14 protein-coding genes are annotated in these 26,834 nt (G+C 37.5%); 13 read left to right on the top strand and 1 reads right to left on the bottom strand.

Annotated features, from left to right (window positions below; genetic code table 11):
- The first annotated feature begins 45 nt into the window (after nucleotides 1–45).
- The 7 genes from BUE24_RS08885 to BUE24_RS08855 all read left to right on the top strand — a co-directional run bounded on the left by BUE24_RS08885 (nucleotide 46) and on the right by BUE24_RS08855 (nucleotide 9,157).
- Complete coding sequence (locus BUE24_RS08885) at nucleotides 46–1,857, top strand: cytochrome c oxidase subunit I (protein WP_073315645.1); 1,812 nt, start codon at nucleotides 46–48, stop codon at nucleotides 1,855–1,857.
- Nucleotides 1,858–1,977: 120 nt separating this feature from the next.
- Complete coding sequence (gene ruvB / locus BUE24_RS08880) at nucleotides 1,978–3,000, top strand: Holliday junction branch migration DNA helicase RuvB (RefSeq protein ID WP_073315644.1); 1,023 nt, start codon at nucleotides 1,978–1,980, stop codon at nucleotides 2,998–3,000.
- 44 nt (nucleotides 3,001–3,044) lie between these two features.
- Nucleotides 3,045–4,379, top strand: coding sequence for a cytochrome P450 (locus BUE24_RS08875; RefSeq protein WP_073315643.1), 1,335 nt, complete (start codon nucleotides 3,045–3,047; stop codon nucleotides 4,377–4,379).
- Between the two features lie 131 nt (nucleotides 4,380–4,510).
- Entirely contained in the window at nucleotides 4,511–5,509 is a 999-nt protein-coding gene (locus BUE24_RS08870) for a WD40/YVTN/BNR-like repeat-containing protein (RefSeq protein ID WP_139241949.1), read from the top strand.
- A gap of 238 nt (nucleotides 5,510–5,747) precedes the next feature.
- A complete protein-coding gene (locus tag BUE24_RS08865; protein WP_073315641.1) occupies nucleotides 5,748–5,951 on the top strand; it encodes a hypothetical protein in 204 nt (67 codons plus the stop codon).
- A gap of 341 nt (nucleotides 5,952–6,292) precedes the next feature.
- A complete protein-coding gene (queG, locus tag BUE24_RS08860) occupies nucleotides 6,293–7,222 on the top strand; it encodes a tRNA epoxyqueuosine(34) reductase QueG (RefSeq protein WP_073315640.1) in 930 nt (309 codons plus the stop codon).
- A 216-nt stretch (nucleotides 7,223–7,438) separates the two neighbouring features.
- A complete protein-coding gene (locus tag BUE24_RS08855; RefSeq protein ID WP_073315639.1) occupies nucleotides 7,439–9,157 on the top strand; it encodes a sodium:solute symporter in 1,719 nt (572 codons plus the stop codon).
- A 2-nt stretch (nucleotides 9,158–9,159) separates the two neighbouring features.
- Here the strand turns inward: BUE24_RS08855 and BUE24_RS08850 are convergent, their stop codons facing one another.
- Nucleotides 9,160–10,179 carry a LacI family DNA-binding transcriptional regulator gene (locus BUE24_RS08850; protein WP_073315827.1) on the bottom strand — a complete coding sequence of 340 codons (1,020 nt, stop codon included), beginning with the start codon at nucleotides 10,177–10,179 and terminating at the stop codon, nucleotides 9,160–9,162.
- Nucleotides 10,180–10,524: 345 nt separating this feature from the next.
- Here BUE24_RS08850 and BUE24_RS08845 point away from each other — a divergent pair, with 345 nt between their 5' ends.
- From BUE24_RS08845 to sov, 6 genes are all read left to right on the top strand, one after another.
- Nucleotides 10,525–13,155: a TonB-dependent receptor gene (locus tag BUE24_RS08845; protein ID WP_073315638.1), complete on the top strand. Its 2,631-nt coding sequence runs from the start codon at nucleotides 10,525–10,527 to the stop codon at nucleotides 13,153–13,155.
- Between the two features lie 140 nt (nucleotides 13,156–13,295).
- Nucleotides 13,296–14,516, top strand: a complete 1,221-nt coding sequence (locus BUE24_RS08840; RefSeq protein WP_073315637.1) for an MFS transporter — start codon at nucleotides 13,296–13,298, stop codon at nucleotides 14,514–14,516.
- Entirely contained in the window at nucleotides 14,506–16,353 is a 1,848-nt protein-coding gene (locus tag BUE24_RS08835) for an alpha,alpha-trehalase (protein WP_073315636.1), read from the top strand. The genes BUE24_RS08840 and BUE24_RS08835 overlap by 11 nt, the downstream gene beginning before the upstream one ends.
- A 150-nt stretch (nucleotides 16,354–16,503) precedes the next feature.
- Entirely contained in the window at nucleotides 16,504–18,828 is a 2,325-nt protein-coding gene (locus BUE24_RS08830) for an NADP-dependent malic enzyme (protein WP_073315635.1), read from the top strand.
- A gap of 118 nt (nucleotides 18,829–18,946) precedes the next feature.
- The gene (gene ruvA, locus BUE24_RS08825) at nucleotides 18,947–19,528 is read left to right on the top strand and encodes a Holliday junction branch migration protein RuvA (RefSeq protein WP_073315634.1); all 582 of its coding nucleotides are present in this window, start codon (nucleotides 18,947–18,949) and stop codon (nucleotides 19,526–19,528) included.
- Between the two features lie 56 nt (nucleotides 19,529–19,584).
- Entirely contained in the window at nucleotides 19,585–26,751 is a 7,167-nt protein-coding gene (gene sov / locus BUE24_RS08820) for a T9SS outer membrane translocon Sov/SprA (RefSeq protein ID WP_244548136.1), read from the top strand.
- Nucleotides 26,752–26,834 lie beyond the last annotated feature (83 nt).

The raw sequence follows: 26,834 nt of genomic DNA, 5'->3' as shown, positions 1-26,834 counted from the left end.
GAGAGAAAAAGAAAAATTATATAGTTTTTAAAAACACACAGCGTTATGTCAGCAACACACGGAGATAACCACGATCACGATCACGGACACCACCATAAAGAGACATTTATCACTAAATATATATTTAGTCAGGATCATAAAATGATCTCTAAGCAGTACTTGGTTACTGGTTTAATTATGGGAATTATAGGGATTGCTATGTCTCTATTATTTAGAATGCAATTAGCATGGCCTGATCATCAATTTACGATCTACGAAATATTCCTTGGAAAATTTGGAGAAGATGGAGTAATGGATCCTAGTATTTACCTTGCTTTGGTAACTATACATGGTACCATAATGGTATTCTTCGTTCTTACCGCTGGTTTAAGTGGTACTTTCAGTAACCTTTTGATTCCGTTACAGATTGGAGCGCGAGATATGGCATCTGGTTTCTTGAATATGATTTCGTATTGGTTGTTCTTTTTGAGTAGTGTAATCATGGTGTTATCATTATTTGCAGAAGCTGGTCCAGCATCTGCAGGATGGACAATATACCCTCCACTTAGTGCTCTACCACAAGCTATTGGTGGATCCGGAATGGGGATGACTTTATGGTTAGTATCTATGGCAATATTTATTGCTTCTTCACTTCTTGGATCATTAAACTATGTGGTTACGGTAATTAACTTAAGAACAAAAGGAATGTCGATGACTAGAATGCCTCTAACAATTTGGGCGTTCTTTGTAACTGCTATTATTGGTATTGTATCATTCCCTGTATTGTTATCTGCAGCATTGTTGCTTATCATGGATAGAAGTTTTGGTACTTCATTCTATTTAAGTGATATTTATATACAAGGAGAGGTTTTACATAACCAGGGTGGATCACCAGTTTTATTTGAACATTTATTCTGGTTCTTAGGACACCCAGAGGTATATATTGTATTATTACCTGCACTTGGAATTACTTCAGAGATTATTGCAACAAATGCTCGTAAACCGATTTTCGGATATAGAGCGATGGTAGCTTCGATTTTGGCAATTGCATTTTTATCAACAATTGTATGGGGTCACCATATGTTTATCTCGGGAATGAATCCATTTTTAGGATCTGTATTTACATTTACGACTTTATTAATTGCTATTCCATCTGCTGTAAAAGCATTTAACTATATTACCACCTTATGGAAAGGTAATCTACAACTCAACCCGGCAATGTTGTTCTCAATAGGATTGGTTTCTACCTTTATTACTGGAGGACTTACTGGGATTATTTTAGGAGACAGTACACTAGATATTAACGTTCACGACACGTACTTTGTGGTAGCACATTTCCACTTGGTAATGGGTATTTCTGCATTGTATGGTTTATTTGCGGGAGTGTATCATTGGTTCCCAAAGATGTATGGTAGAATGATGAATAAAAATCTAGGATATGTACACTTTTGGGTAACGGCTATTGGTGCTTACGGAGTATTCTTCCCAATGCACTTTATAGGTATGGCAGGTTTACCTCGTAGATATTATACTAATTCGAATTTCCCATATTTTGACGATTTAGCAGATACCAATGTGTTGATCACTGTATTTGCAATCATCACAGCGGCGGCTCAATTGGTGTTCTTATACAACTTTATCAGTTCTATGTTCTATGGTAAGAAAGCGGTCCAAAATCCATGGAAATCTAATACTCTAGAATGGACTACTCCTGTGGAGCATATGCATGGTAACTGGCCAGGAGAGATTCCTCACGTATACAGATGGCCTTACGACTATAGTAAGACTAATGAAAATGGTGAGTATGTAATCGCCGGACAGGACTTTGCTCCGCAAACGGTGCCATTACAAGAAGGAGAAGAAGAATTACATCATTAATGATGTTTAAAAATATTGAAAAGCCTTTTCATTTTTATGAAAAGGCTTTTTCTTTTTCTAGTATATTTGTTTTAAACGTGAAGAAGAACCCCTGGATGTTCTGTTAAAGCATAAGAGTAGATGAACGAAAATTTGGACCCAACAAACGAAAACTTTTCTAATGAAGACTTGGATATCGAAAGAGCCTTAAGGCCGCTGGCTTTTGAAGATTTTACAGGTCAGGATCAAGTGTTGGAGAACTTACAGATTTTTGTACAAGCGGCCAACATGCGGAACGAAGCTTTGGATCATACCTTATTTCATGGTCCTCCGGGGTTAGGGAAAACTACATTAGCTCATATTTTGGCGAATGAATTGGGAGTGGGAATCAAAGTAACCTCAGGACCAGTATTGGATAAACCTGGAGATTTGGCAGGATTGCTAACCAATCTAGATGATAGGGATGTATTGTTTATAGACGAGATACATCGCTTAAGTCCTATTGTCGAAGAGTATTTGTATTCTGCAATGGAAGACTACAAAATTGATATTATGATCGAGAGTGGACCCAATGCCAGAACAGTACAGATTAACTTGAATCCGTTTACATTGGTTGGCGCCACAACACGATCTGGTTTGCTTACTGCACCAATGAGAGCACGTTTTGGTATACAATCTAGACTGCAATATTATACTACAGAATTATTGTCTACCATCGTACAACGAAGTGCACACATTCTAAATGTTCCTATTTCTATGGAGGCAGCTATCGAAATTGCAAGTAGAAGTAGAGGAACACCTCGTATAGCGAACGCATTGCTGCGTAGAGTGCGTGATTTTGCTCAAATCAAGGGAAATGGTAAGATAGATATAGAAATCTCAAAATTTGCCCTTAAAGCGCTTAATGTAGATGCCAATGGATTGGATGAAATGGATAATAAGATTCTGACCACCTTAATAGATAAATTCAAAGGAGGCCCGGTTGGAATCACAACATTAGCTACTGCAGTTAGTGAAAGTGCAGAAACCATAGAAGAAGTATATGAACCTTTTTTGATACAACAAGGTTTTATCATTAGAACACCTAGAGGAAGAGAAGTGACGGAAGCTGCTTATAAGCACCTTGGGAGAACTCCAGGTGGTATCCAAGGAGGATTGTTCTGAAAATGCTTTTAAACATATACTGATATTTTGACTAAAATGTCACTATGAAGGATAACAACATTGAAACAGTTTCATTTTTTAAAGTAATCAGGAATGCGAGTCGTATTCTTAAGAACCCTCTTCCTTTTCATAACGAAAATTTCGAGAAATACGGAGATGTATTTAGAGTGAGCCTGGGTTTTGGTAACTATGTGTTGTTTACCAGAGATGCAGCCTTTGCCAGACATATGCTTCAAAAACACCATCGCAAATATCATAAGTCAGAGCTACAGTCAAAAGATTTGGCAAAATATATTGGGGAGGGATTACTAACTGCCAATGGAGAAAAATGGTTGAAACAACGTCGACTCATTCAACCCGCTTTTCATAAAAAGAAATTGGAGAAATTGGTGGTCACTATAAAAGCTGTTGTAGAAGAAGAGTTGTCCAGAATTCAACCTAACACTACAATCGATGTGTTTCCTTTGATGAATGATTTGGCATTTAAGGTGGTGGCTAAATCTTTATTTAGCTACTCGGGCACAACCGATGCAATTTCACGATTACAACATATTACAGAAACCGCACAAAAGTTTTTAATCAAAGAGATACGACAACCTTATAAGCGTTGGTGGTTTCATCTTACAGGAGAAGTAAAAAGGACATTAGCCTTAACTCAAGAGGCAAGAGATATTCTTAACTCGCTGATCGAAGAGCGTAGAAAAGATAACCAACGGTATGATGATTTGCTAGATATGTTGTTGGATGCCCGCTATGAGGATGGAAGCGCTATGGATAATGAACAGTTGATCGATGAAATTCTGATACTCTTCACAGCTGGTCACGAAACCACATCAAATGCACTTACATTTGCTCTAATGTTGCTAGGAAAGCATCCCAAAATACAAGATAAGGTATATCAAGAAGTGGTAGGAGGAGAAGCAGTCAATTTAGATCCTCTACAAGAAATTACGAAATATCAGTATACCAAACAGTGTATAGAAGAAACCATGCGATTATATCCTCCGGCATATTTTTCTGATCGCCTGGTAATCGATGATGATCAATATAAAGATTTGGATTTACCGAAAGGGACAACCGTTTTGATTTCCTTTTTTGAAATTCATAAGCATAAAGATTTTTGGGAAAAACCAGAACAGTTTAAACCAGAACGATTTGATCCTACTGTAGATAAAAAGGAATATGCTAATCAATACTTCCCATTTGGAGCTGGACCCCGAATGTGTATCGGAAATAATTTTGCCATGTATGAAATGGTCCTGGCAATAAGTGACCTTGTGCGCGCTTACAAAATTACACCTGCTTTTGATCATATTGAGATTAAACCTCTGATCACCCTTAAACCGCAAAACGCTTTACTCACATTTACTCCCAGGTAATCTTATAATTACCCTATTCTTCAGGTTGATTGTAAAGAGTGTCACTTTTTTGAAATTCAAGGATATGGGACTCGTTTTCACTTGTATTGCCCTAATTTCATGAATAGTTAAGTTCTATTAAAAGATAAAACATGAAGTATAGGGTTATTATGATATTGGTTTTTTTTCAATATCAGATAAGTATTGCGCAAAAAGATTCCTTAAGGTTTGGTTTGAAAGGGAAAATTATTAGAGTACTTGCAAATTCGTCTATTTCTTCTTCCGAATTTTATGCGGGATTAAAAGGTAAACGTTTGGGTGCAGGTTTAATATATCATAGTAACGACTTCGGTAATACATGGATCCCTTTACATGGTGGCAAACCAATTGGTCCTTATGTGTCAGATATCCAATCCATTTCAGTGGGAAACGATTCAAAAGAAACCATCTATGCAGGCACCTGGAAAAATGGTCTTTACAAGACTAAGGATAAAGGAAAAACCTGGGAAAGAGATATGAGATTTCCTACTTCAGATGTTCGCGATATTAAAACTGGAATTCAGAACTCTAATTTGGTCTATGCTGCAACTTCAGCTTTTGGAGTTGTTAAGAGTATTGATGGCGGTAACAACTGGAAAAGATGCCGTCCAAAAACTATTGATAGTACTTTTAAGTTTGCATGGGCGATAGAAATTGATAAAAGAAATGATAGTATTATATACGCACTTACGTATTTCAAAGGAGTATGGAAGTCTATTGATCAAGGGGAAACATGGGAAAAAATTTTGGATACCAAAAGGAAGGTTTGTTGGGATATGAAAATTTCAAAAGACTCAAAAGAAATCTGGGTCGCTTCGAGTAAGAGAAGAGATAGTATTAGTTCAATTTATCATAGTGTGGATGAGGGAGATACTTGGACAGAAATACCTAATACCCCTCAAATCGGTATAAATCAAATTAATATTTTGGAAGAGTCAGATAAGAATAGCTTGATTATAGGTGGCTGGCAAAAAGGCATTTTCGTATTGCGGAAGGAAAATTGGGTAAAAATAGATAGTATAGATTTTGAAGAAATATCTGAAATACTAGTAAATGACAACGGATTATTGATCGGGACTTGGGGTAATGGAATTTATCATACTAAACTATAAGCTGATAAATCGTAAGTCGCAAAATTCAACTTTGGGTTATCTCTAACTAAACTTCCTATATTGTCTTTTTCAACTAAATTTTGTAGCAAAGAGTGCCATATTTTTGAATTTCAAGAATATGGCACTCTTCTTTTTATCCTAAACTATACTTTCACGATCAATATCAGATGAATATTAAAAAGACATATTTCTAGGCGTCTTGAAATATTCAAGGAATTATATGCTAAAAACCATAATTATGAAAATTCTAAACGTGAAAGGAGCAACGCTAATAAATCATGAAACTCAAAAATTGATTAATGGCGGGTTGCAGCAAGTTTGTGATGATGGACCAGAATGTTATCCCCCTAGACCGGTCGATTGTACAAAACCTTCTTGCCGCAGACCCAACGGAATGTTGGCTTGGTGTATCGAATGTCTAAATAAGCCCTTCGAACTTTAACCTACACGCAAGATTATATAATCAAAACCAATACAAATGAAAACCACGAACATCAAAGGAATAAAAAAATTAGTAAAACTGCACAAAAGCAGATAATTGGTGGACAAAGAGGCAATCCCTGGGATAATCCTATTTTTTGTTATAAGAAATGTGTGAACTCAGGGTATTCTGCCAATTTGTGCGTGGATATATGTGAATTATAAGTTGAGTTTATAATTATTTGGGGTAGCTAATTATTTTTAAAATGATTATTGAGCTACAAACCAGGACACAATAGTGTTCTGGTTTTTTTATGCCCTTAATATGGATTACTTTTGAGTTTTGAAATCATAAACTTTCTGTTGAGTCAAAAAGCCAAATACACGAATCTTATCAAAACCGAAGCGAAACGACTTGGGTTCTTGTCCTGTGGTATTTCGAAAGCAGCTTTTTTGGAAGAAGAAGCGCCTAGACTAGAATCCTGGCTGAAAAAAGAAATGCACGGGGAGATGAAGTATATGGAAAACCATTTTGACAAAAGGCTCGATCCTACCAAACTTGTTGAGGGATCCAAAAGCGTGGTTTCGCTATTACTCAATTATTTCCCATCAACATCTCAAACAGATCCTGAAGCCCCAAAAATTTCTAAGTATGCCTACGGTACAGATTACCATTTTGTGATCAAGGAGAAGCTGAAGCAGTTGCTCCACTTTATTCAAGAAGAAATTGGAGATGTTCATGGTCGTGCTTTTGTGGATTCTGCCCCAGTACTGGATAAGGCCTGGGCAGCCAAAAGTGGGCTGGGATGGATTGGTAAAAATAGCAATCTGCTTACTCAACAGGTAGGGTCTTTTTATTTTATAGCAGAACTAATCATCGATCTTGAGTTAGACTACGATACTCCGGTTACGGATCATTGTGGTACCTGTACCGCTTGTATTGATGCTTGTCCTACTCAAGCCATTGTAGAGCCCTATGTAGTAGATGGGAGCAGATGTATTTCTTATTTTACGATAGAACTTAAGGATCAAATACCAGAAAGTTTTAGAGGTAGTTTTGATGATTGGATGTTTGGTTGCGATATTTGCCAGGATGTTTGTCCCTGGAATCGTTTTTCAAAACCACATAATGAACCACTGTTTAATCCTAAGCCCGAATTGTTAGAAATGACCAAAAAGGATTGGGAAGAAATTACTCAGGAAGTGTTTTCTAAAGTCTTTCAGAAGTCTGCCGTCAAAAGAACTAAATTTTCTGGATTGCAAAGAAATATTCAGTTCCTAAAAGAAAAGTAAGTGTCGAAATTAAGGATGCTTTATTGCAATTTTCATAATACAAACGTTTGCATAACTTTTAAGTGCGATTTTGAATCAAAAATTCATAATCTTTTTGCAATAATCTTGTATATTCATCAGGTATATTTATAAAAAGTTACGACTTTATTGCTTTTGTCTTCCCCTAATCTGTAATAATTAAGCAATAAGTTGTTCATAGCACAAATCACTTCGCATATGAATGAGTTATCATATATTGACATTGGCGTCATTGTAGTTTACCTAATCGGAATTATTATTTATGGAATATCAAAGTCAAAAAGAGGAAGCTCTGAGGATTATTTTCTAGGAGGTCGAACCATGACCTGGCCCATTGTAGGGATTGCCCTGTTTTCTGCCAATATTTCTAGCTCTACATTGGTAGGATTGGCCTCAGATGCGTATCAGACCAATATCAATGTATACAATTACGAATGGTACGCGGTAGTAGTATTAATTTTCTTTGCGATCTTTTTTCTACCCTTTTACCTGCGTTCAGGAGTATATACGATGCCAGAATTCTTAGAACGAAGGTATGATAGCAGGTCTCGATATTATTTTTCGTTTATCACTGTAGTAGGTAATATCTTGGTAGATACAGCAGCAGGTTTATATGTGGGTAAGATTGTTTTAACCTTATTATTCCCTGCTCTAGATTCTACTTTGATTCTGATCATTTTGGCGGTTGCGGCTGCGGCCTATACCATACCTGGAGGACTTAATTCTGTTATTCAAACCGAGGTTATTCAAGCCATATTGTTGATTTTGGGATCTTGTTTACTGACCTATTTTGCATTTGATCAACTTGGCGGAGGATGGTCAGGTATGATGAGTAAATTGGATGGGATGTTAGCGGCAGGAGATGTGGATTTTGGAAATCGTGCCGCCGAAGGAAAGTTTATACCGGCTAATTCTGAAGAAGTATTTAGTTTGGTAAGACCCAACAATGACGAATTCATGCCTTGGTGGGGATTACTTAGCGGAGTTCCACTTCTCGGATTCTATTTTTGGGCTAATAATCAGTTTATGGTGCAAAGAGTTTTGGGAGCAAAAAGTCTAAATCATGGCCGTTGGGGAGCACTATTTGCTGGATTTCTTAAGCTGCCAGTGATTTTTATAATGGTAGTGCCAGGGGTATTAGCTTTGTTGTTGTTTAGTACGCTAGATATTTCAACCCTTAACTATACGCTAACCGATGGTTCTGTATGTGATAATCTTGCAGATTGCCCAAATCTTACTTATCCAGTGCTATTGTTTCAATTACTACCTGTTGGGGTGTTAGGATTGGTAGTGGCTGGGCTTATGGCTGCTATGATGTCTTCTGTGTCTGCTACTTTTAATTCTGCATCTACTTTAGTAACTATGGATTTTGTAAGGCAGTTGCGACCCAATATGACCAGCAAACAACTAGTAAGAGTCGGGCAGATTACTACTGTTGTACTTGTAGTGTTAGCGATTTCATGGGTGCCGTTTATAGAGAGTGTTAGTGATTCGTTGTGGACCTATTTACAATTAGTAATTGCCTATACTTGTCCTCCGGCAGTATCTACATTTATTCTTGGGTTATTCTGGAAGCGTGCAAATGGAACCGGATCGATCGTGAGTTTGCTTACAGGATTCTCTTTGGCAGTATTGATGATTCTTTCACAAACCTTTGATCTGTTTCCTGCGATAAACGAGTTACATTTTCTGGCCAAAGCAACCTGGTTATTCGTGATTTGTGTTGGTGTGCATACAACAGTTAGTTTGTCGACTAAACCACAGTCTGAGGAGCAAATCAAGGAGTATACCTACAAAAAGGAAATGTTCGCCCAAGAATCTAGGGAATTAGTAGGGATAGCATGGTATAAAAATTATAGAGTGCTTTCGATAATTTTATTGTTCATCACGGCAATAGTAGTAGGCTTTTTCTGGTAAGGTTAGCTCGATTCTCTTAAAATGAGATGCGTAGGTAGAATTACTTCTTTATGAGTAATAGGCTGTTCTTGATGTAGTAGCTCGATTTCTTCCAAGAGAATTTCTGTAGCCGTTTTACCAATTTTGTAGGCGGGTTGATCTACCGTGGTAAGTGTTGGAGTTACTACGGATGACATAAACCAATTACTGAATCCAACAACTGCAATATCATCAGGTATTTTGATGCTTAGTTCATTAAAATATTTAATAATCCCTACCGCGACCAGATCGGTTATTGCAAAAATCGCATCGACATCCTTATGCTCTTTGATCAGCTTTTGTGCATTTTGATAACCATCTTCAAAATCCTTATTGTTATTGCAGATATACACCAAAGAAGGATCATAAGGAATCTGATGATCTAATAAAGCTTTTCGATACCCTTCAAAACGGTCATTCGAAATTTTTGGATTTAGGTCCCCTCGGAAATGGGCAATCTTTCGATATCCTTTTTTTATCAAATGAGAAACTGCATCATAGGCCGCTTTTTGGTCATCTATTCGCACCTTGGAGCAAGCAATACTAGGTTCTACTTTATCAAAAAGAACCAAAGGAATATTTCTACTTATTATTTTTTTTAAGTGCACAAACTCATTGGTTTTGTTGGATAAGGACATTAGGATTCCGTCTACGCGTTTATCAATAAGTAGATTGACATGCAGCTTTTCAAGAAATAACTTCTCGTCAGACTGTAGAATGATAACCAGATATCCTTTTTTTTCTGCTTCAGCAATTACTCCATCAATTACTTTTGAGAAAAAATGATGCACCGTAGTGGGTATGATAACTCCTATGGTTTTGGTTTGTTTGGTTCTCAGATTAACGGCTAGTTGATTTGGAGTGTAATTCAATTTGTTAGCCATATGAAGCACCTTTTTTTTGGTGTCTTTATTCACATCGGGATAATCTTTTAACGCTTTTGATACCGTAGCTACCGAAATACCAAGTTTACTAGCAATGTCCTTGAGTGTGGTAATTTCCATGAGTACAATTTTCAATATCAAGATACAATTAATGCTGAAGTATACTGATAAATCCATCCTAAATTTTTAATGATAAAAAATGTGTTTAGAGGGGATTTTTTAGGGTGTTTTCCATGGTTTTCTATTTCTAATATTGTACTTCTTTCTTCTGAAACTGCTGATTTTTAATTGGTTTTGTCTGTGCTACATATTTAAAATCATAATGAATTGATTTTCTAAAAAAAATAAGTTTCGAAATCGTTTTCGATTTTTTCGAAATCGTTTTCGATCGCTTCTTGAAAACACTTTTGATGTAAGCTAGATAAAACAATTGAGAAATTGCAGTGAATTAAATAACTACAGAAAATGAAACAATTACGATTAATTTTTATGGCATTGCTTCTTATGGGGGTAGTTTACTCACATGCTCAGGAAAGTGGAAGTATTTCGGGGACCATTACAGATGCTCAAAATATTCCAGTCTTGGGGGTAAATGTACTTTTGGAAGGAACAAACCGGGGGGCTACTACAGATTTTGACGGGAAATATAGTATAGATAATCTAGAGAGTGGGGTGGATTATACTATAGTTGTATCGTCTATCGGTTTTAAAACCGTACGAGAAACCATTACAGTAACAGGAAATATTACCAAAGATATTGTTCTGCAGGAGGACCTGCTCTCCTTGGATGAAATCGTAGTTACGGGAACGTCGAATCCAAGAACTAAATTAGAATCCAGCGTTGCGATCACCACAATGGGGGCAAAAGAAATAGAGCAAAAAGCACCGCAAAGCACAGCGGATATATTGCAATCTGTACCGGGATTTTTGGTAGAGACTTCTGGAGGTGAGGTAGGAAACAACTTATTTGCCAGAGGGATTCCTTCTGCCGGAGCATACGAGTTTGTGCAAATTCAGGAGGATGGATTACCAGTTTTTGAAGATGGGGCACTACAGTTCGCAAATGCAGATGCTTTCTATAGATTGGATGAAACCGTAAAAAATATGGAGGCTATTCGTGGGGGATCGGCTTCTATTTTTGCAACAAATGCTCCTGGAGGAATTATCAATTTTATTTCTAAAACAGGGCAAAATGAGTTGATGGGTAGAGCCAAATTGAGTGTAGGAGATTATGGCTTGTTTAGAACAGACCTTAACATAAGTGGAGCGGTTATCGAAGATAAATTGTTTTTTAATATCGGAGGTTTCTATCGAGTGGATCAGGGGATTAGAGATCCTGGATTTGCTGCAAATAATGGTGGGCAAATGAAATTTAACCTTACCTACAAATTCGATAAGGGATATGCACGCGTGTATTTCAAAAAGCTTGAAGATCGAAACCTATTTTTATTACCCATCCCTTTACGTGGAGATAGCGATGGCAATCCAGAGGAGTTCGAAGGTTTTGATGCGAATTTTGGGACCCTAACTTCCAGAAATTTCAGTAGACTAAGAGTGCCACAAGTAGGAGGAGGTTTCTTTGAAAGAGATCTTGAAGATGGAGTCAATCCTAATGTAGATGCTATTGGAGGTGAATTTAAGTATGACATTTCGGATAAAGTGTCGGTAAAAAACTCCTTTAGAAATACCGCAATTGACTTAAACTACAATGCGATTTTTAGTACAGGAGGTCCAAATACACAAGCGGATTTTGCTACCGGTACCACACAATTTCCATTAGATGATGCGGCCAATGCCGAGTATACCTATGTAGACACAGGAGAAACCCTGGATCCCAATACCTTGGTAATGCGAGCAGATCATTGGGCGATAGATAAAGACATGTCTAATTTTGCAAATAATCTAGCTTTCTCTTTCAATTTTGAAAATGTCAATCTTACGCTAGGATATTATTATTCCAATTGGAAATCGAATCAATATTGGAACTGGAGTAATTATCTGGTAGATGTGTCCGATGATCCACGTCTGGTTAATTTGGTGGATACCAGTACTGGGGTGTCAAGAACCTACAATGGAATCGAAAGAATAACCTGGTTAGAGCGAGACGCGCAAACCAAAGGATTGCTTAATGCGATTTATCTGGATGCCGAAGTAGATATCACAGAAAAACTAACTGCCAATTTTGGTTTACGATACGATGATGATCAATATTCTGGATTTAGAGATAATGCACGTTTTTTCTCAACAGATTTAGGCTTACTCCCAAACAACACTGCAGACGATGCCATCACTGTGGTAGATGGTAATCCTTATACGTATTGGGATTATGATGTGGAAGAACTGTCGTATACCACGGCTTTAAATTATAAGTTCAGTGATAATATGGCCATGTATGCGAGACATAGTCATGGATTTAGATCACCAATAGAAGAATCGTATTATGACAATGCCGCGGACCTAAGCGGGATTGAAATCACAGAAGTGGATCAGACCGAATTAGGATTTAAATATTCTACCTCCAATATCGGGATTTATGCCAATTTGTTCTATATGAATATGGATAACATCGCATTTACGGATATCCTTGCCGACGGTACTTCAGAAAATAGATTTGCAGATGTGAATAATATAGGGCTAGAGTTGGAGGCCAACGCCAAGTATGGAGTTTTTGATATAGAAGCCAATATCACGGTGCAACGACCAGAGTATGATAATTTTTCAGGATCTAATGCCGATGGTTCTACTTTTGATTTTGAAGGCAATACTGCTCGTAGGATTCCTAATGTATACTTTACCCTAAGACCACAGGTAGAGGTGATCAAAGATCTGGGGATTTATGCACAATGGTCACACTTTGGGAAAAAATACCAGGACGAGGCGAATACCATCGAACTTCCATCTTTCAATGTGTTTAATGCCGGAGCTTTTTATAAAATAGATAATCTGAGATTTGGAGTTGATGCTTCTAATCTATTTAATGAAATAGGACTTACAGAAGGAAACCCAAGAGGAACGACTAGTGCCAATGATGATGTGTTTTTGGCAAGACCAATTTTGGGAAGAGCGGTGCGTATGTCTGTCGCTCTTGATTTCTAATTTTTTTGTGTTAGCGTAGTATATATCCCCTGCTTTGATGAGATGAAGGTAGGGGATATATTGCTTGCAATGCTAAAATTTTCTTACATTTATATAAGTACTAAACCATTGATTCTTTACTTAATACCTCTTGTTCTCTAATGAAAAACCTTTCTGTTAAAATTTCATTATATCTCAATTACTTCGTATTTGCCATCCTGTTGAATAGCGTTGGAATTGTAATACTAAAATCTCAAAATAACTATGGTGTTGATGAAGTTCAAGCGAGTATACTAGAAGCTTTTAAGGATTTACCGATTGCTATTGTTTCCTTCTTTTTAGCTTCTTTTTTGCCCAGAATAGGATATAAAAAAGCAATGTTAATCGGATTGGCCTTGGTATCTGTAGCTTGTGTTTCTATGTATTATGGGAATTCTTTTACTTCCGCAAAGATTTTATTTGCTACCGTTGGAGTCTCCTTTGCATTGATTAAAGTTTCTGTGTATTCGATGATTGGGATGGTGACCCAGGGAGAAAAGGAACACAATAGTTTGATGAGTTCTATAGAGGGAGTTTTTATGATTGGGATTGCCTTGGCGTATTTCCTTTTTCCGGCTTTTAATATAGAAGAAAAACCCGATTCATGGCTCAATGTGTATTGGTTGCTGGCAGGAATATCCTTGCTTTCATTTTTATTTCTCTTATTTACAAAATTTGAAAAGGAACCAGAAATACCTGGGGCAAATCTGGCTCAAGATTTTGCAGAAATGTTCAGGTTGTTAGCCAGGCTCTTGATTAATGTTTTTGTAGTTAGTGCTTTTTTGTTTGTGATGATAGAACAAGGGATAATGACTTGGTTGCCATCATTTAATGATAAAGTATTGCAATTGCCAGAAAATGTGAGTATTATGATGGCTAGCGTTTTGGCAATTTGTCTGGCGATAGGGAGAATTTTGGCGGGAATCATTACGCAAAAAATCAACTGGTTGTGGGTGCTCTCTGGATGTACCATAATTGCAATGTTGTTAGTGATTTTCATCCTCCCCAAAACGATAAATGCCAATGTGGGAGAAATTGCTGCTATTACAGATATCCCGCTTATTGGTTTTGCTTTTCCTATCGTAGGCTTATTTATTGCGCCAATTTATCCTTTGCTCAACTCCGTTGTGCTCAGTGCACTTCCAGAAAAACTACACAGTCCAATGACAGGATTGATTGTTGTATTTTCTGCACTAGGAGGGACTTTTGGATCTAGAATAATAGGTTGGTTGTTTAAAAACCAAGGCCCAGAAAATGCGTTTTACTATACCTTGATACCTATGGGATTATTATTGATTTCCTACTTCATCTTAAGAAAAGTTACTTCAAAAAATGCACTTTAAACTACCAATTTCGGAAACGTTACAAGCTTTATTGCAACAGGAAGATACTGATGCAGATAATAAAATCACTATTGAGGATAAAGGGCCTAAGCATTTTAAGCTGAAATGTGTACGAGGTAACATATACGAGGTAAAAGGAACATATCACCTGAGCAACTTATTGCAGGAATTAGCTCTTGAACGTCAATTAGGAAAAACAACAGCCGAAATCCCTGTCGAGAAAATAGAAGAGTTACCCTCTTATCGAATTTCTAGAATGATTAGGGATTACTTCTGGAATGATTTAACGCGTACTATAGATAAAAAAGGGTTGCATCGTATACTTGGGGATGAAAAAATTCAGGATACGATACAAAGGATTTATGTTCCTGAAAAAGATTTGGAAGGGATTAAATATTATAAAGCCTTAAAGAAGGAGTTACCAGCTTTGGAGATTCAAATATTGCCAGAACAAATTACGCCAACATATGTGAAATCGATCAATAAGAAGCCAGGATTGTTGGCATTGGCGCTCCAAGATGGTAGCGGGGTGCCATTTGTAGTTCCGGGAGGGCGTTTTAATGAGATGTATGGCTGGGATAGTTATTTCGAATCTGTAGGATTGCTAATTGATAATAGATTAGACTTGGCCATGGCCATGGCCGATAATTTTGCCTATCAAATTCGATATTATGGTAAGATTCTGAATGCAAATAGAAGCTATTTTCTAACCAGAACTCAACCTCCGTTTTTTAGTTCGTTGTTAAAAGAAATTTATCAATATGATCCAGAAGTTTCTAAGGATTGGATGAGTCGAAACCTGAAAATGGTGATTAAGGAATACGAAAAAGTATGGATGCAAAAGGGTGTGCGATTAACCGAAACAGGCCTTAACCGTTTTTTGGGAGAAGGAATAGGAATCCCCCCAGAAACTGAAGAAGGGCATTTTAACTTTGTGTTGCAGCGGTTTGCAAAAAAGCATGGGCTGAGTCTGGAAGCTTTTATCCAGGCTTATGATGGTGGTACTTTGAAGGATCCAGAATTAGATGCTTATTTTATGCACGATCGCTCCCTTCGGGAAAGTGGTCATGATACCTCAAATCGTCTAGATGATATTTGTGCAAATCTTAATACGGTTGGCCTAAATAGTCTGTTGTATAAATATGAAATGGATATTGCCTATTTGATTGAGAACATCTTCAATGATTCTTTGGAAGGATATAATTCGGCTTTTTGGTTGGATAAAGCGAACAAAAGAAAGGCTTTGGTTAACAAATATCTGTGGAATGATAAAGAAGGGTCTTTTTATGACTATAATTTTGTATCTAAAGAACCACACCTTGTAGATTCGGCTACCAATTTTTATCCACTTTGGGCAGGTCTTTGTAATGAAGAGCAAGCAGGTAAGCTAGTTAGTAAATTATTTGATCGTTTGGTCCAAAACGGAGGAGTAGCAGGTACTTCTAATATTACAGAAATAGAACACAATGCTCCTCAACGACAATGGGATTATCCAAATGGTTGGGCACCGCACCAAATGGTAATTTGGAGAGGATTACAGAGCTATGGTTACGAAAGAGAAGCGCAAGAATTAGTGTACCGGTGGTTATGGATGATTACCAAAAATGCGGTGAATTACAATGGTACAATCCCAGAAAAATATGATGTCGTAGGGTGTACGCATAAGGTGTATGCCGAGTACGGTAATGTTGGGACTCAGTTTGACTATATTACCTCAAGCGGTTTTGGTTGGATGAATGCTTCATATCAATTAGGATTATCAATATTGAATAAAGAATTCAGAATGCAATTAGATCAATTGGTTAATCCTGACGATATTTTCAGTAAACAAACCTGATATATGATAAATTATCAATCAAACTGTTAAAAAATATCATTGTTTTTAGTTATCTCTATTTTTTCAAAGATTACACGGTTTAAATTTTAGCATCTCATACAGACTTGTACCTTTGTATACTTAGTATTCTCACATTTATCTTGATTTAGTATGAGTATCGAAAGTAAAAGAAGAGAGGCATTAATTTATCATGCCAAGCCCACCCCCGGTAAAATCAAAGTAGTACCTACCAAGAAATATAATACTCAGAGAGACCTGTCTTTGGCATACTCTCCAGGAGTTGCTGAGCCTTGTTTAGAAATAGAAAAGGACGTTTCTAACGTATACAAATATACAGCCAAAGGAAATTTGGTGGCGGTAATATCCAATGGTACTGCAGTACTAGGTCTAGGGGATATTGGACCCGAAGCATCCAAGCCAGTAATGGAGGGGAAAGGACTGCTATTTAAGATTTTTGCAGGAATAGATGTGTTTGATATCGAAGTAGATACCAAAGATGTAGATGCTTTTATCGAGACGGTAAAAAATATTGCTCCCACTTTTGGAGGGATCAATTTAGAAGATATTAAAGCTCCAGAAGCTTTTGAGATCGAAAGACGATTAAAGGAAGAGCTGGATATCCCTGTGATGCACGACGATCAACATGGAACAGCAATCATTTCTGCAGCTGCGTTATTAAATGCACTCGAAATAGCAGAGAAAAATATTGAAGATGTCAAAATTGTAGTTAGTGGAGCGGGAGCAGCAGCCGTTTCCTGTACAAGGCTGTATAAAGCCTTTGGTGCCAGAGCCGAAAATATCGTTATGACGGATAGTAAAGGAGTCATAAGAAAGGACAGAGATAATCTCACCAAAGAAAAAGCAGAGTTTGCTACAGGTCGAGATTTGCACGAACTAAAAGATGCGATGGAAGGCGCAGATGTGTTTATCGGATTGTCTATGGCAAATTTGGTAACGCCAGAGATGTTGTTGTCTATGAATGATGATCCAATCGTATTCGCTATGGCAAATCCAGATCCCGAAATTAGCTATGATCTAGCGATCAAAACAAGGAAGGATGCGATTATGGCTACTGGTAGAAGTGATCATCCTAATCAGGTAAATAATGTTTTAGGTTTCCCGTTTATATTTAGAGGGGCCATGGATGTGCGTGCTACAGGAATTAATGAAGAAATGAAAATGGCAGCGGTAAAAGCTTTGGCAGAGTTGGCCAAAGAACCGGTTCCAGAACAGGTAAATATTGCTTATGGAGAAACACGTCTTAATTTTGGTAAAGAATATATCATTCCAAAACCTTTTGATCCAAGGTTGATCGCAAAAGTACCTCCTGCGGTGGCAAAAGCAGCGATGGATAGTGGGATTGCTACTGAGCCTATAACCGACTGGCAAAAGTACGAGGACGAATTGTTAGAACGTATGGGGAATGATAATAAACTAGTGAGATTACTTTTGGATCGTGCTAGAACCAACCCCAAACGTGTTGTTTTTGCTGAAGCAGATCATCTTGATGTGCTAAAAGCGGCACAAGCTGTTAAAGAGGAAAGAATTGCTTATCCTATTTTATTGGGGCGAAAAGATATTATCATCGAACTGATGAATGAGATTGATTTTGATCCTGAAGGAATCGATATCATAGATCCCAAAGCTGATGAAGAAATAGAGCGTAAGAATCACTACGCTCGTAAATATTGGGAAGCAAATAAGCGCAAAGGGATTACCTTGTATGATGCTCAAAGATTGTTGAGAGAACGAAATTACTTTGCTGCCATGATGGTCAACGAAGGTGATGCAGATGCGTTGCTATCTGGGTATTCTCGTAGCTATCCTACGGTGGTGAAACCGATGTTGGATCTTATTGGTTTGGCAAAAGGAGCCACGCGTATTGCTACTATGAATGTGATGATGACTAATAAAGGGCCATTGTTTATCAGTGATACATCAATAAACATTGATCCTACATCAAAAGAATTGGCTAAAATTGCACAAATGACGGCAAGAACAGTAGAAATGTTTGGAGTAAAACCTGTAGTGGCAATGATTTCGTATGCTAATTTTGGTTCGTCTAATCATCCAAGTGCCGAAAAAGTTCAGGATGCAGTAGCGTATCTGCATCGTTATTATCCTAGTCTGATTGTGGATGGAGGATTACAAATGAATTTTGCACTCAATAGAAAAATGCGAAAAGATAAGTTTCCTTTTTCCAAAATTAATGGCGAAAAAGTAAATACATTGGTATTTCCTAGTTTGGATTCTGCCAATAGTAACTACAAGCTTTTGAGTGAGTTAAATAGTGCAGAGTCGATTGGGCCCATTATGATGGGAATGAACAAACCTGTACATATTCTACAACTTGGTGCAAGTGTTGATGAGATGATCAACATGGCCGCAGTTGCCGTGATTGATGCGCAAGAGAAAGAAAAGAGAGATCGAGATTTGTCCAGTATCGCAAAAGGAGTGCTGGAAGAGTTGAAGTAAACCTAGAAAAAAAAGAAGAATAAATAAGCTTTAAAAATTGAATTTTTTAAAGCTTATTTTTTAGCATTTTATGTAGTATAATTTTATTACATTTGGTTGCTTAACATCAACTTAACACATGGTCACACATATCAAGGGGAGGCTTGTTGAAAAAAATCCAACTGATGTAGTAATAGATTGTGGTGGAGTAGGGTATTTGCTACATATTTCATTACATACTTTTTCATTACTACCCGATGAAGAAGTACTACAGCTTTATACACATTTGCAGGTTAAAGAAGATTCGCATACCCTATTCGGTTTTGTTGAAAAATCAGAGCGCGAAATTTTTAGACTACTAATTTCGGTTTCTGGAATTGGAGCAAGTACCGCTCGAACCATGTTGTCATCATTGCACCCGGATCAAATTAAAGAAGCAATCGCATCAAATGATGTGGCTACTATTCAGTCTATAAAAGGTATTGGAGCCAAAACCGCGCAAAGGGTCATTATCGACCTAAAAGACAAAATTCTTAAAGTTTATAATATTGATGAAGTTTCGGTGTCTCAAAGCAATACGAACAAGGATGAAGCGTTATCTGCATTAGAAACCCTAGGATTTAATCGAAAGCTCGCCACCAAAGTTGTTGATAGAATTCTTAAAAACACCCCAAACGAAACAGTTGAAAATATTATTAAACAAGCACTAAAAAATTTATAAAAACTTTGAGTTCGTTATATTACTTACGCTTTAATTTTTTTAGGATACTAGTATGTTTGATAACACTTTATAGTGGGGTGTTGTACGGACAGGAAAATGAGACCGTACGCGATTCTACCAGTACTACATATTCTCTAGGGGAACTCTCACTACCAGATCCTAACAGCATTGTTGCAAAATATGAATATGATCCCATTACCAATAGATATATTTATCGGGAGATGCTGGGCGATTTTAATGTGAGATATCCACTTTTTTTGACTCCAGAGGAGTATGAAGCTTTGGTAGCAGAAGAGCAACGAAGAGCATATTTTAAAGAAAAAATCGAAGCGTTTAGTGGTAAGAAAGATGGAAGTGAAGAAAAACGTAAGAACTTACTACCTATTTTTTACGTAAACTCGAGCTTTTTTGAGTCCGTATTCGGAGGAAATGAAATAGAAATTATTCCACAGGGATCTGTAGAAATGGATCTTGGATTATTGTATACCAAACAAGATAATCCTGCTTTTTCTCCACGTAACCGAAGTAATTTTACCTTTGATTTTGATCAGCGTATTAGTCTAAGTCTTTTGGGTAAAATCGGTACGCGATTACAAATAACAGCTAATTACGACACCGAATCTACTTTTGATTTCCAGAATCAGTTAAAATTAGAATATACACCTACAGAAGATGATATTATTCAAAGTATAGAAGTGGGTAATGTGAGTATGCCTCTGAATAGTTCATTGATTCAGGGAGCGCAAAGTCTTTTTGGAGTGAAGATGGGGCTGCAATTTGGTCGAACAACCATTACTGGGGTGTTCTCTGAGCAAAGATCAGAAACTAGATCTGTAAATGTGCAAGGAGGGGGAACTGTAGAGGACTTCGAACTTTTTGCATGGGATTATGACGAAAATCGCCACTTTTTCTTGGCGCACTATTTCAGGGATAATTATGACGCAGCATTAACTAATTATCCGTTTATCAATAACAATGTTCAGATCACTCGACTTGAGGTTTGGGTAACAAACAGAGCTACGAGTGCTCAAACCCTAACCAATGCACGTAATATTGTTGCGCTTCAGGATTTGGGAGAAGCTCCAGACCCTGGAAACTTTACTATTCCGGGAACACTATTTAATACAGGCCCAGGAGCATTTCCGGATAACCCAAATAATGATTTGGATCCAACAGCTATTGGACCTGCAGGGCCAATTACTGATGCGGTACGGCAAATACCTACTGTTCAACAAGGTTTTATTGGCCCAATCTCGAATTTTGCAGAAGGTTTCGATTACGCTATTTTGGAAAATGCTAGAAAATTATTGCCTTCAGAATATACCTTAAACACACAATTAGGATACATCTCCTTAAACCAACGATTGAATAACGATGAGGTACTTGGTGTTGCCTTTCAATATACCGTTGGAGGTCGAGTTTTCCAGGTTGGTGAATTTGCTAATGATGGCGTAGATGCTACCATAGGTGATAATGTAGATACGGGGACAGGTACAGGAGTAGAAGTTGGTTCTAGTCAAAGTTTAGTGGTTAAGATGTTGAAAAGCCCAATTACGAATGTAAACCTTCCTATATGGGACCTGATGATGAAGAATATCTATAGCACAGGTGCATTTCGATTAGAGCAAAATGATTTCAGATTAAATATATTATATACCAACCCATCGCCCTTAAATTATATTGTAGCAGCCGAAGGTTCTGCGGTACCTTTACCAGATGATGTAGAACAAACCACCTTATTGCAGGTGTTCAATATGGATCGTTTGAATCCTAACAATGACCCGGTGTCGGGAGGAGATGGTTTCTTTGACTATGTCCCGGGAATAACGGTGGATACAGAAAATGGAAGAATTATTTTTACCACAATTGAACCTTTCGGAGAACACCTCTTTGATAAACTAGACAATGGTCCTGCGGGGGCTAATTATATAGATCCAACTACTTATAATCCAAATCAGGCAGAATATGTATTTAGAGATCTGTATACGCAGACCAAAGTGGTTGCGGAACAGCAATCTGCAGATAGAAACTATTTTCAATTAAAAGGGCGGTACAAGTCTTCTGGTCAAGATGGTATTCCATTGGGAGCATTTAATGTCCCGCAAGGGTCGGTTACCGTAACCGCTGGAGGTAGAGTACTTCAGGAAGGTGTGGATTATACTGTAAATTACCAGTTGGGAAGGGTGAACATTTTAGACGAAGCTTTGTTGTCATCGAATACCCCAATTCAGGTTTCAACAGAAAATAATGCGGTGTTTGGTCAGCAGACAAAACGATTTACAGGGATTAATGTTGAACATAAGTTTAATGATGATTTCATTGTTGGAGGTACGTTTTTGAATTTGAATGAACGACCGATTACACAAAAATCGAGCTACGATTTTGAACCCATTAATAACACAATTTTAGGATTCAATCTTAGCTATTCTACAGAAGTTCCTTTGTTAACCAGATTGGTAAATAAATTACCCAATATTGATACCGATGTACCTTCAAATGTATCGGTAAGAGCCGAAGGGGCATATTTAATTGCAGGAGCACCAAAAGGAGCTGATTTTGACGGTAGAGTGACTACATATATCGATGACTTTGAAGGGGCGCAGACTCGAATTGATGTGTCTTCTCCGTTGTCTTGGGAGCTATCGAGTGTGCCGATTGGTTTTGGGGATCCGAATAATCCAACAAGTCAAATTGTAGTCGATGGCCTGGAGTCTGGGTACAAGCGAGCAAAGCTGTCCTGGTACTCGATAGACCCTATTTTCTATAGTGCTAGCCGACCTAGTGGGATTACTGATGAAGATCTGGCATCCAATAGAACCAGAAGAACTTTTATCGACGAGATTTTTCCAAATACTGATATTCCGCAAGGACAATCATTGGCACTTTTTACCCTGGATTTAAACTACGAACCAGGAGTTAGAGGACAGTATAATTTCAATCCTGCCTATGCTCCGGGGAGTACTTTACCAGCACCAGATCCTGAAGAGAACTTTGGTGGAATTACGAGGCAATTAACCTCTACTAACTTTGAACAGTCCAACGTAGAATTCATAGAGTTTTGGTTGATGGATCCTTTTTTCAGAGGAACAAATGGAACACAAGAGCCTTTGACAGAAACTACAAATGGTACCATTATTTTTAACCTTGGTAACATTAGTGAGGATGTTCTTAAGGATGGAAGAAAGCAGTACGAAAATGGACTTCCCGCTCAGGGAACCGATGGGGCAACTGTAGAGACAGAATATGCAAGAGTACCGGTAAATCAATCGTTAATTTATGCTTTTGATACCGAAGGACAGGCAAGAGTAGATCAGGATGCAGGTTTTGATGGGTTGAGTGATGCCGAAGAGAGGGCAAAACCAGAGTTTGCTTTATTCCAATCTCTGGATGATCCGTCTGGGGATAACTATAGATTTTTCTTGCAGGGAGAAGGAGGTATCGTTGAGCGTTATCGAAATTATAATGGTACTCAAGGAAACTCACCTACCGACGTAGGTAACACAGATCGAGGAAATACCACTTTCCCTACAGCAGAGGATGTGAATCGGGATAATACAATGAATACGATTAATAGTTATTTTGAGTATGAGATTCCGATTTTTGAAGGGATGGATATAGGGAATGACGGTAATACAGGATATATTTCTGATGTTCCTGATATTGTGGAGTCTGAAGTAGGAGGCCGTATTATAGAGACCAGATGGGTGCGATTTAAAGTTCCTATTTACGAACCTACCAATGCTATTAATATTAGCGACTTTAGGTCTATTCGCTTTATGCGAATGTACCTTACCGATTTTGACCAACCTGCATTATTGCGTTTTGGAACCATGGATCTGGTAAGAGGTGACTATAGACGATATATTGTTGAAGGTAATGAAACCAATGACCCAACCAGTGGTCTTAACGTATTTGGGGATAGCGAAGTGATCGTAACTTCGGTAAGTGCTGAGGAAACTAATAACTATACCACGCCTCCTGGAGTAGTGCGAGAGCAGTTAAATAACAATAACAATATTATTCGTGAAGATGAAAGGTCCCTCGCCCTGGGGGTGACAGATCTACAATCCGGTGATGCGCGTGGTGTGTATAAGAACTTTAATGTGGATATGAGGCAATATGAAAACCTCGAAATGTTTCTGCATGCAGAAAACTTACCAGGAAACATTTCTTTGGAAGATGGAGAACTGAGGGCATTCATTAGAATGGGTAATGATTTTACAAATAATTTCTATCAAATAGAATTACCCTTAGAAGTCTCTGATCTAGGAGATAGTTCACCAGAAGGTGTTTGGCCTTCTGCTAACCGGTTAAGTCTTCCGTTGGAGTTTCTGCAGGAAATAAAATCTACCGTATTGGGTAATGATGCTCTTAGTGTTAATGATCTTAATTTCTTTGATGGGCCTAATAATTTGCGAGTAGGAATCAAAGGGAATCCAAATTTTGGTGATGTAAGGTTCATGATGGTAGGGGTAAAGAATGATAGTGGAAGTACTCAATCTGGTTTTGTTTGGTTTAATGAAATGCGACTTTCTGATCTTAAAAACAGAGGAGGTTGGGCAGCTGTGGCAAATATGGATGCTAATATTGCTGATTTTGCAAACATCAGTGCTTCTGGTAGAATTAGTACTATTGGTTTTGGGGGGATTGAGCAAGGGCCTAACGAAAGAAGTCAGGAGGATTTTAGACAATATGACCTTACTACAAATGTAAATTTGGGACAACTTTTGCCAAAAAAATGGGGAGTGCAAATCCCGTTTAACTATAGTAGAGGAGAAGAGTTGATTACTCCTCAGTTTGATCCAGAGTTTCAAGATTTGGAGTTGCAGGATCGATTAGATAATATTACCGATCCCGAGGAAAAAGAACGAGTAGAACGACAATCTACTGATTATACCAAACGACAGAGTTTTAATGTAATTGGGCTGCGTAAAGAACGCACCGGGGGTAAAAAACCGATGCCTTACGATGTAGAGAATTTTACTTTTTCAGGAACTTATAATCAAACAGATCATCGGGATTTTGAGATAGAGAAATCCCTCGACCAGAATGTAAGGGTAGGAGCTACCTATGACTTTAGTTTTAAGCCAAAAGAGATTGAGCCTTTCAAGAAAATAAAGTTTTTGGGTAAAAGCAGATATTTTGATCTATTAAAAGATTTTAATTTCAATCCTTTGCCAACAAGTATTTCTGTGAATTCTAATATCAATCGTCAGTATAATGAACAGGTGTTTAGGGATATTACCCTGGGGCCGGATGATATTAGGCTTCCTGCGCTGTTTCAAAGAAATTTCCTTTTTGATTGGCAATATGGGATCAACCATCAAATTACCAAGTCTTTGAATTTTAGTTTTACTTCAGCCAACAATAGAATAGTAAAGAATTTTATTGATGAGAATAATGAGGTGGATAATACTATAGGCGTTTGGAGTGGTTTCTTTGATATTGGTGATGCGAATACACATAGCCAACAGCTACAGGTAAATTACGAAATACCCTTCAAGAAAATTCCGCTGTTGAAGTTTATGCGAGGTACATATACCTATAATGCAGACTTCCAATGGGTAAAAGGAAGTGAAGCTTTAAAGACCTTAGAAGGTATTCCTGATCTGGGTAATACCGTACAAAATGCCAATGTGCATACTCTGAATGGTTCGTTAGATATGAATACCCTATATAAATATGTAGGGTTGACAAAGATAAAACCAGGGAAAAAGAAGAAATCATCCACTTTAAAGAGAGGTCCAAAAGACCAAGAAGGACCAGCGCTAGAAGGTAAGGATGGGAAGAAAAAGAAAAAGGTAAAACCAACAAAAACTAAACTTACTGTTGGAGATAAGGCATATAACACCTTAATTGGTTTGGTTACTGCGGTAAAAAAGATCAATGTAAATTATCAACAAGATAATGGAATATTTCTTCCAGGATATGTTCGAGAGCCCGGTTTTGTGGGAACCTTAAAGCCTACTGTAGGATTTACTTTTGGTAGCCAATCTGAAATTAGAGATATTGCTGCGCGTAACGGGTGGCTGACTCTTTTTCAGGATTTTAACCAACAGTATCAAGAAGTAGAAGGCCGTCAGCTTAATGTGCAGGCGTCATTAGGATTGCTTAAGGATCTTAAGGTGGATATTAGTGCAAACAGAAACTTTTCTGAAACTTATACAGAGAACTTTAGAGTGAACCTGGATACCGATGGTAATATCGATACAGATAATCCATACTCTTCATTATCACCAAATGTCTTTGGTAATTTTACAATTTCTACCTTGTTGATTAAAACTTCATTCCAAAAAAGTGATGAATTTAATTCAAAAGCTTTTGACGACTTTAGGCAGAATAGAGAGATCATTGCAGATCGTTTGGCAACAGAATTCTACGGTACAACTTCTTTTCCGAGAAGCACAGAAGAAGAACCTAATGGGTATCGCTATCCTGTTGGTTTTGGTAGAACAAATCAAGCGGTGTTGTTGCCGGCCTTTTTGTCGGCCTATTCGGGATCTAATCCTGATAAAGTGCAAAAAGGAGCGTTCAGAGATGTGCCTCTTCCAAATTGGGATGTAAAATACACCGGTTTGATGAATTTGAAGTGGTTCAAGAAACGATTTAAACGTTTTTCGGTAGCTCATGGGTATCGTGCCAATTATACGATTAATCAATTTAGAACTAATCTGGAGTTTAATAATGCTAATGACGTGGATCAGGCAGGGAATTTCAGAAACCCAATATTGTATTCAAATATTAATCTTACCGAACAATTTAGCCCGCTTTTCAGATTAGATATGGAGATGAAGAACTCTGTCAAGATTTTGGCCGAGTGGAAAAAAGATAGAGCGTTATCATTAAGTTTTGATAATAATTTACTTACCGAAATCCAAGGAAACGAATATATTATTGGTCTGGGGTATCGATTACAAGACTTGAGCTTTGCAACTAGAATTGCAGGAAGGAAACAGATCATAAAGAGTGATCTGAATATCAGGGCAGATTTGTCTTTACGTCAAAATGAAACTTTGATACGTTATTTGGATTTGGATAATACTCAAGTAACCGCAGGACAAGATATTTATGGTTTTAAACTTACTGCAGATTATGCGTTAAGTAAGAATCTAACTGCGTTGTTTTTCTATGATCATACTTTTTCTGAGTATTCAATTTCTACAGCTTTTCCTCAGACAACCATCAGAGGTGGTTTTACGTTGAGATATAATTTTGGGAATTAAGAAAAATGAACTTTTACGGGAAAAAGGTTATTGACAATTGTTTTTTGATAATTTTTACATAGGTTTTTCTAAAATCTAATAAA

This window comes from Aquimarina spongiae, from assembly GCF_900141785.1.
Classification (GTDB): Bacteria; Bacteroidota; Bacteroidia; order Flavobacteriales; family Flavobacteriaceae; genus Aquimarina; species Aquimarina spongiae.
Note: the sequence above shows the minus strand (reverse complement) of the source record. Positions and strands in the feature narration are given on the sequence as shown.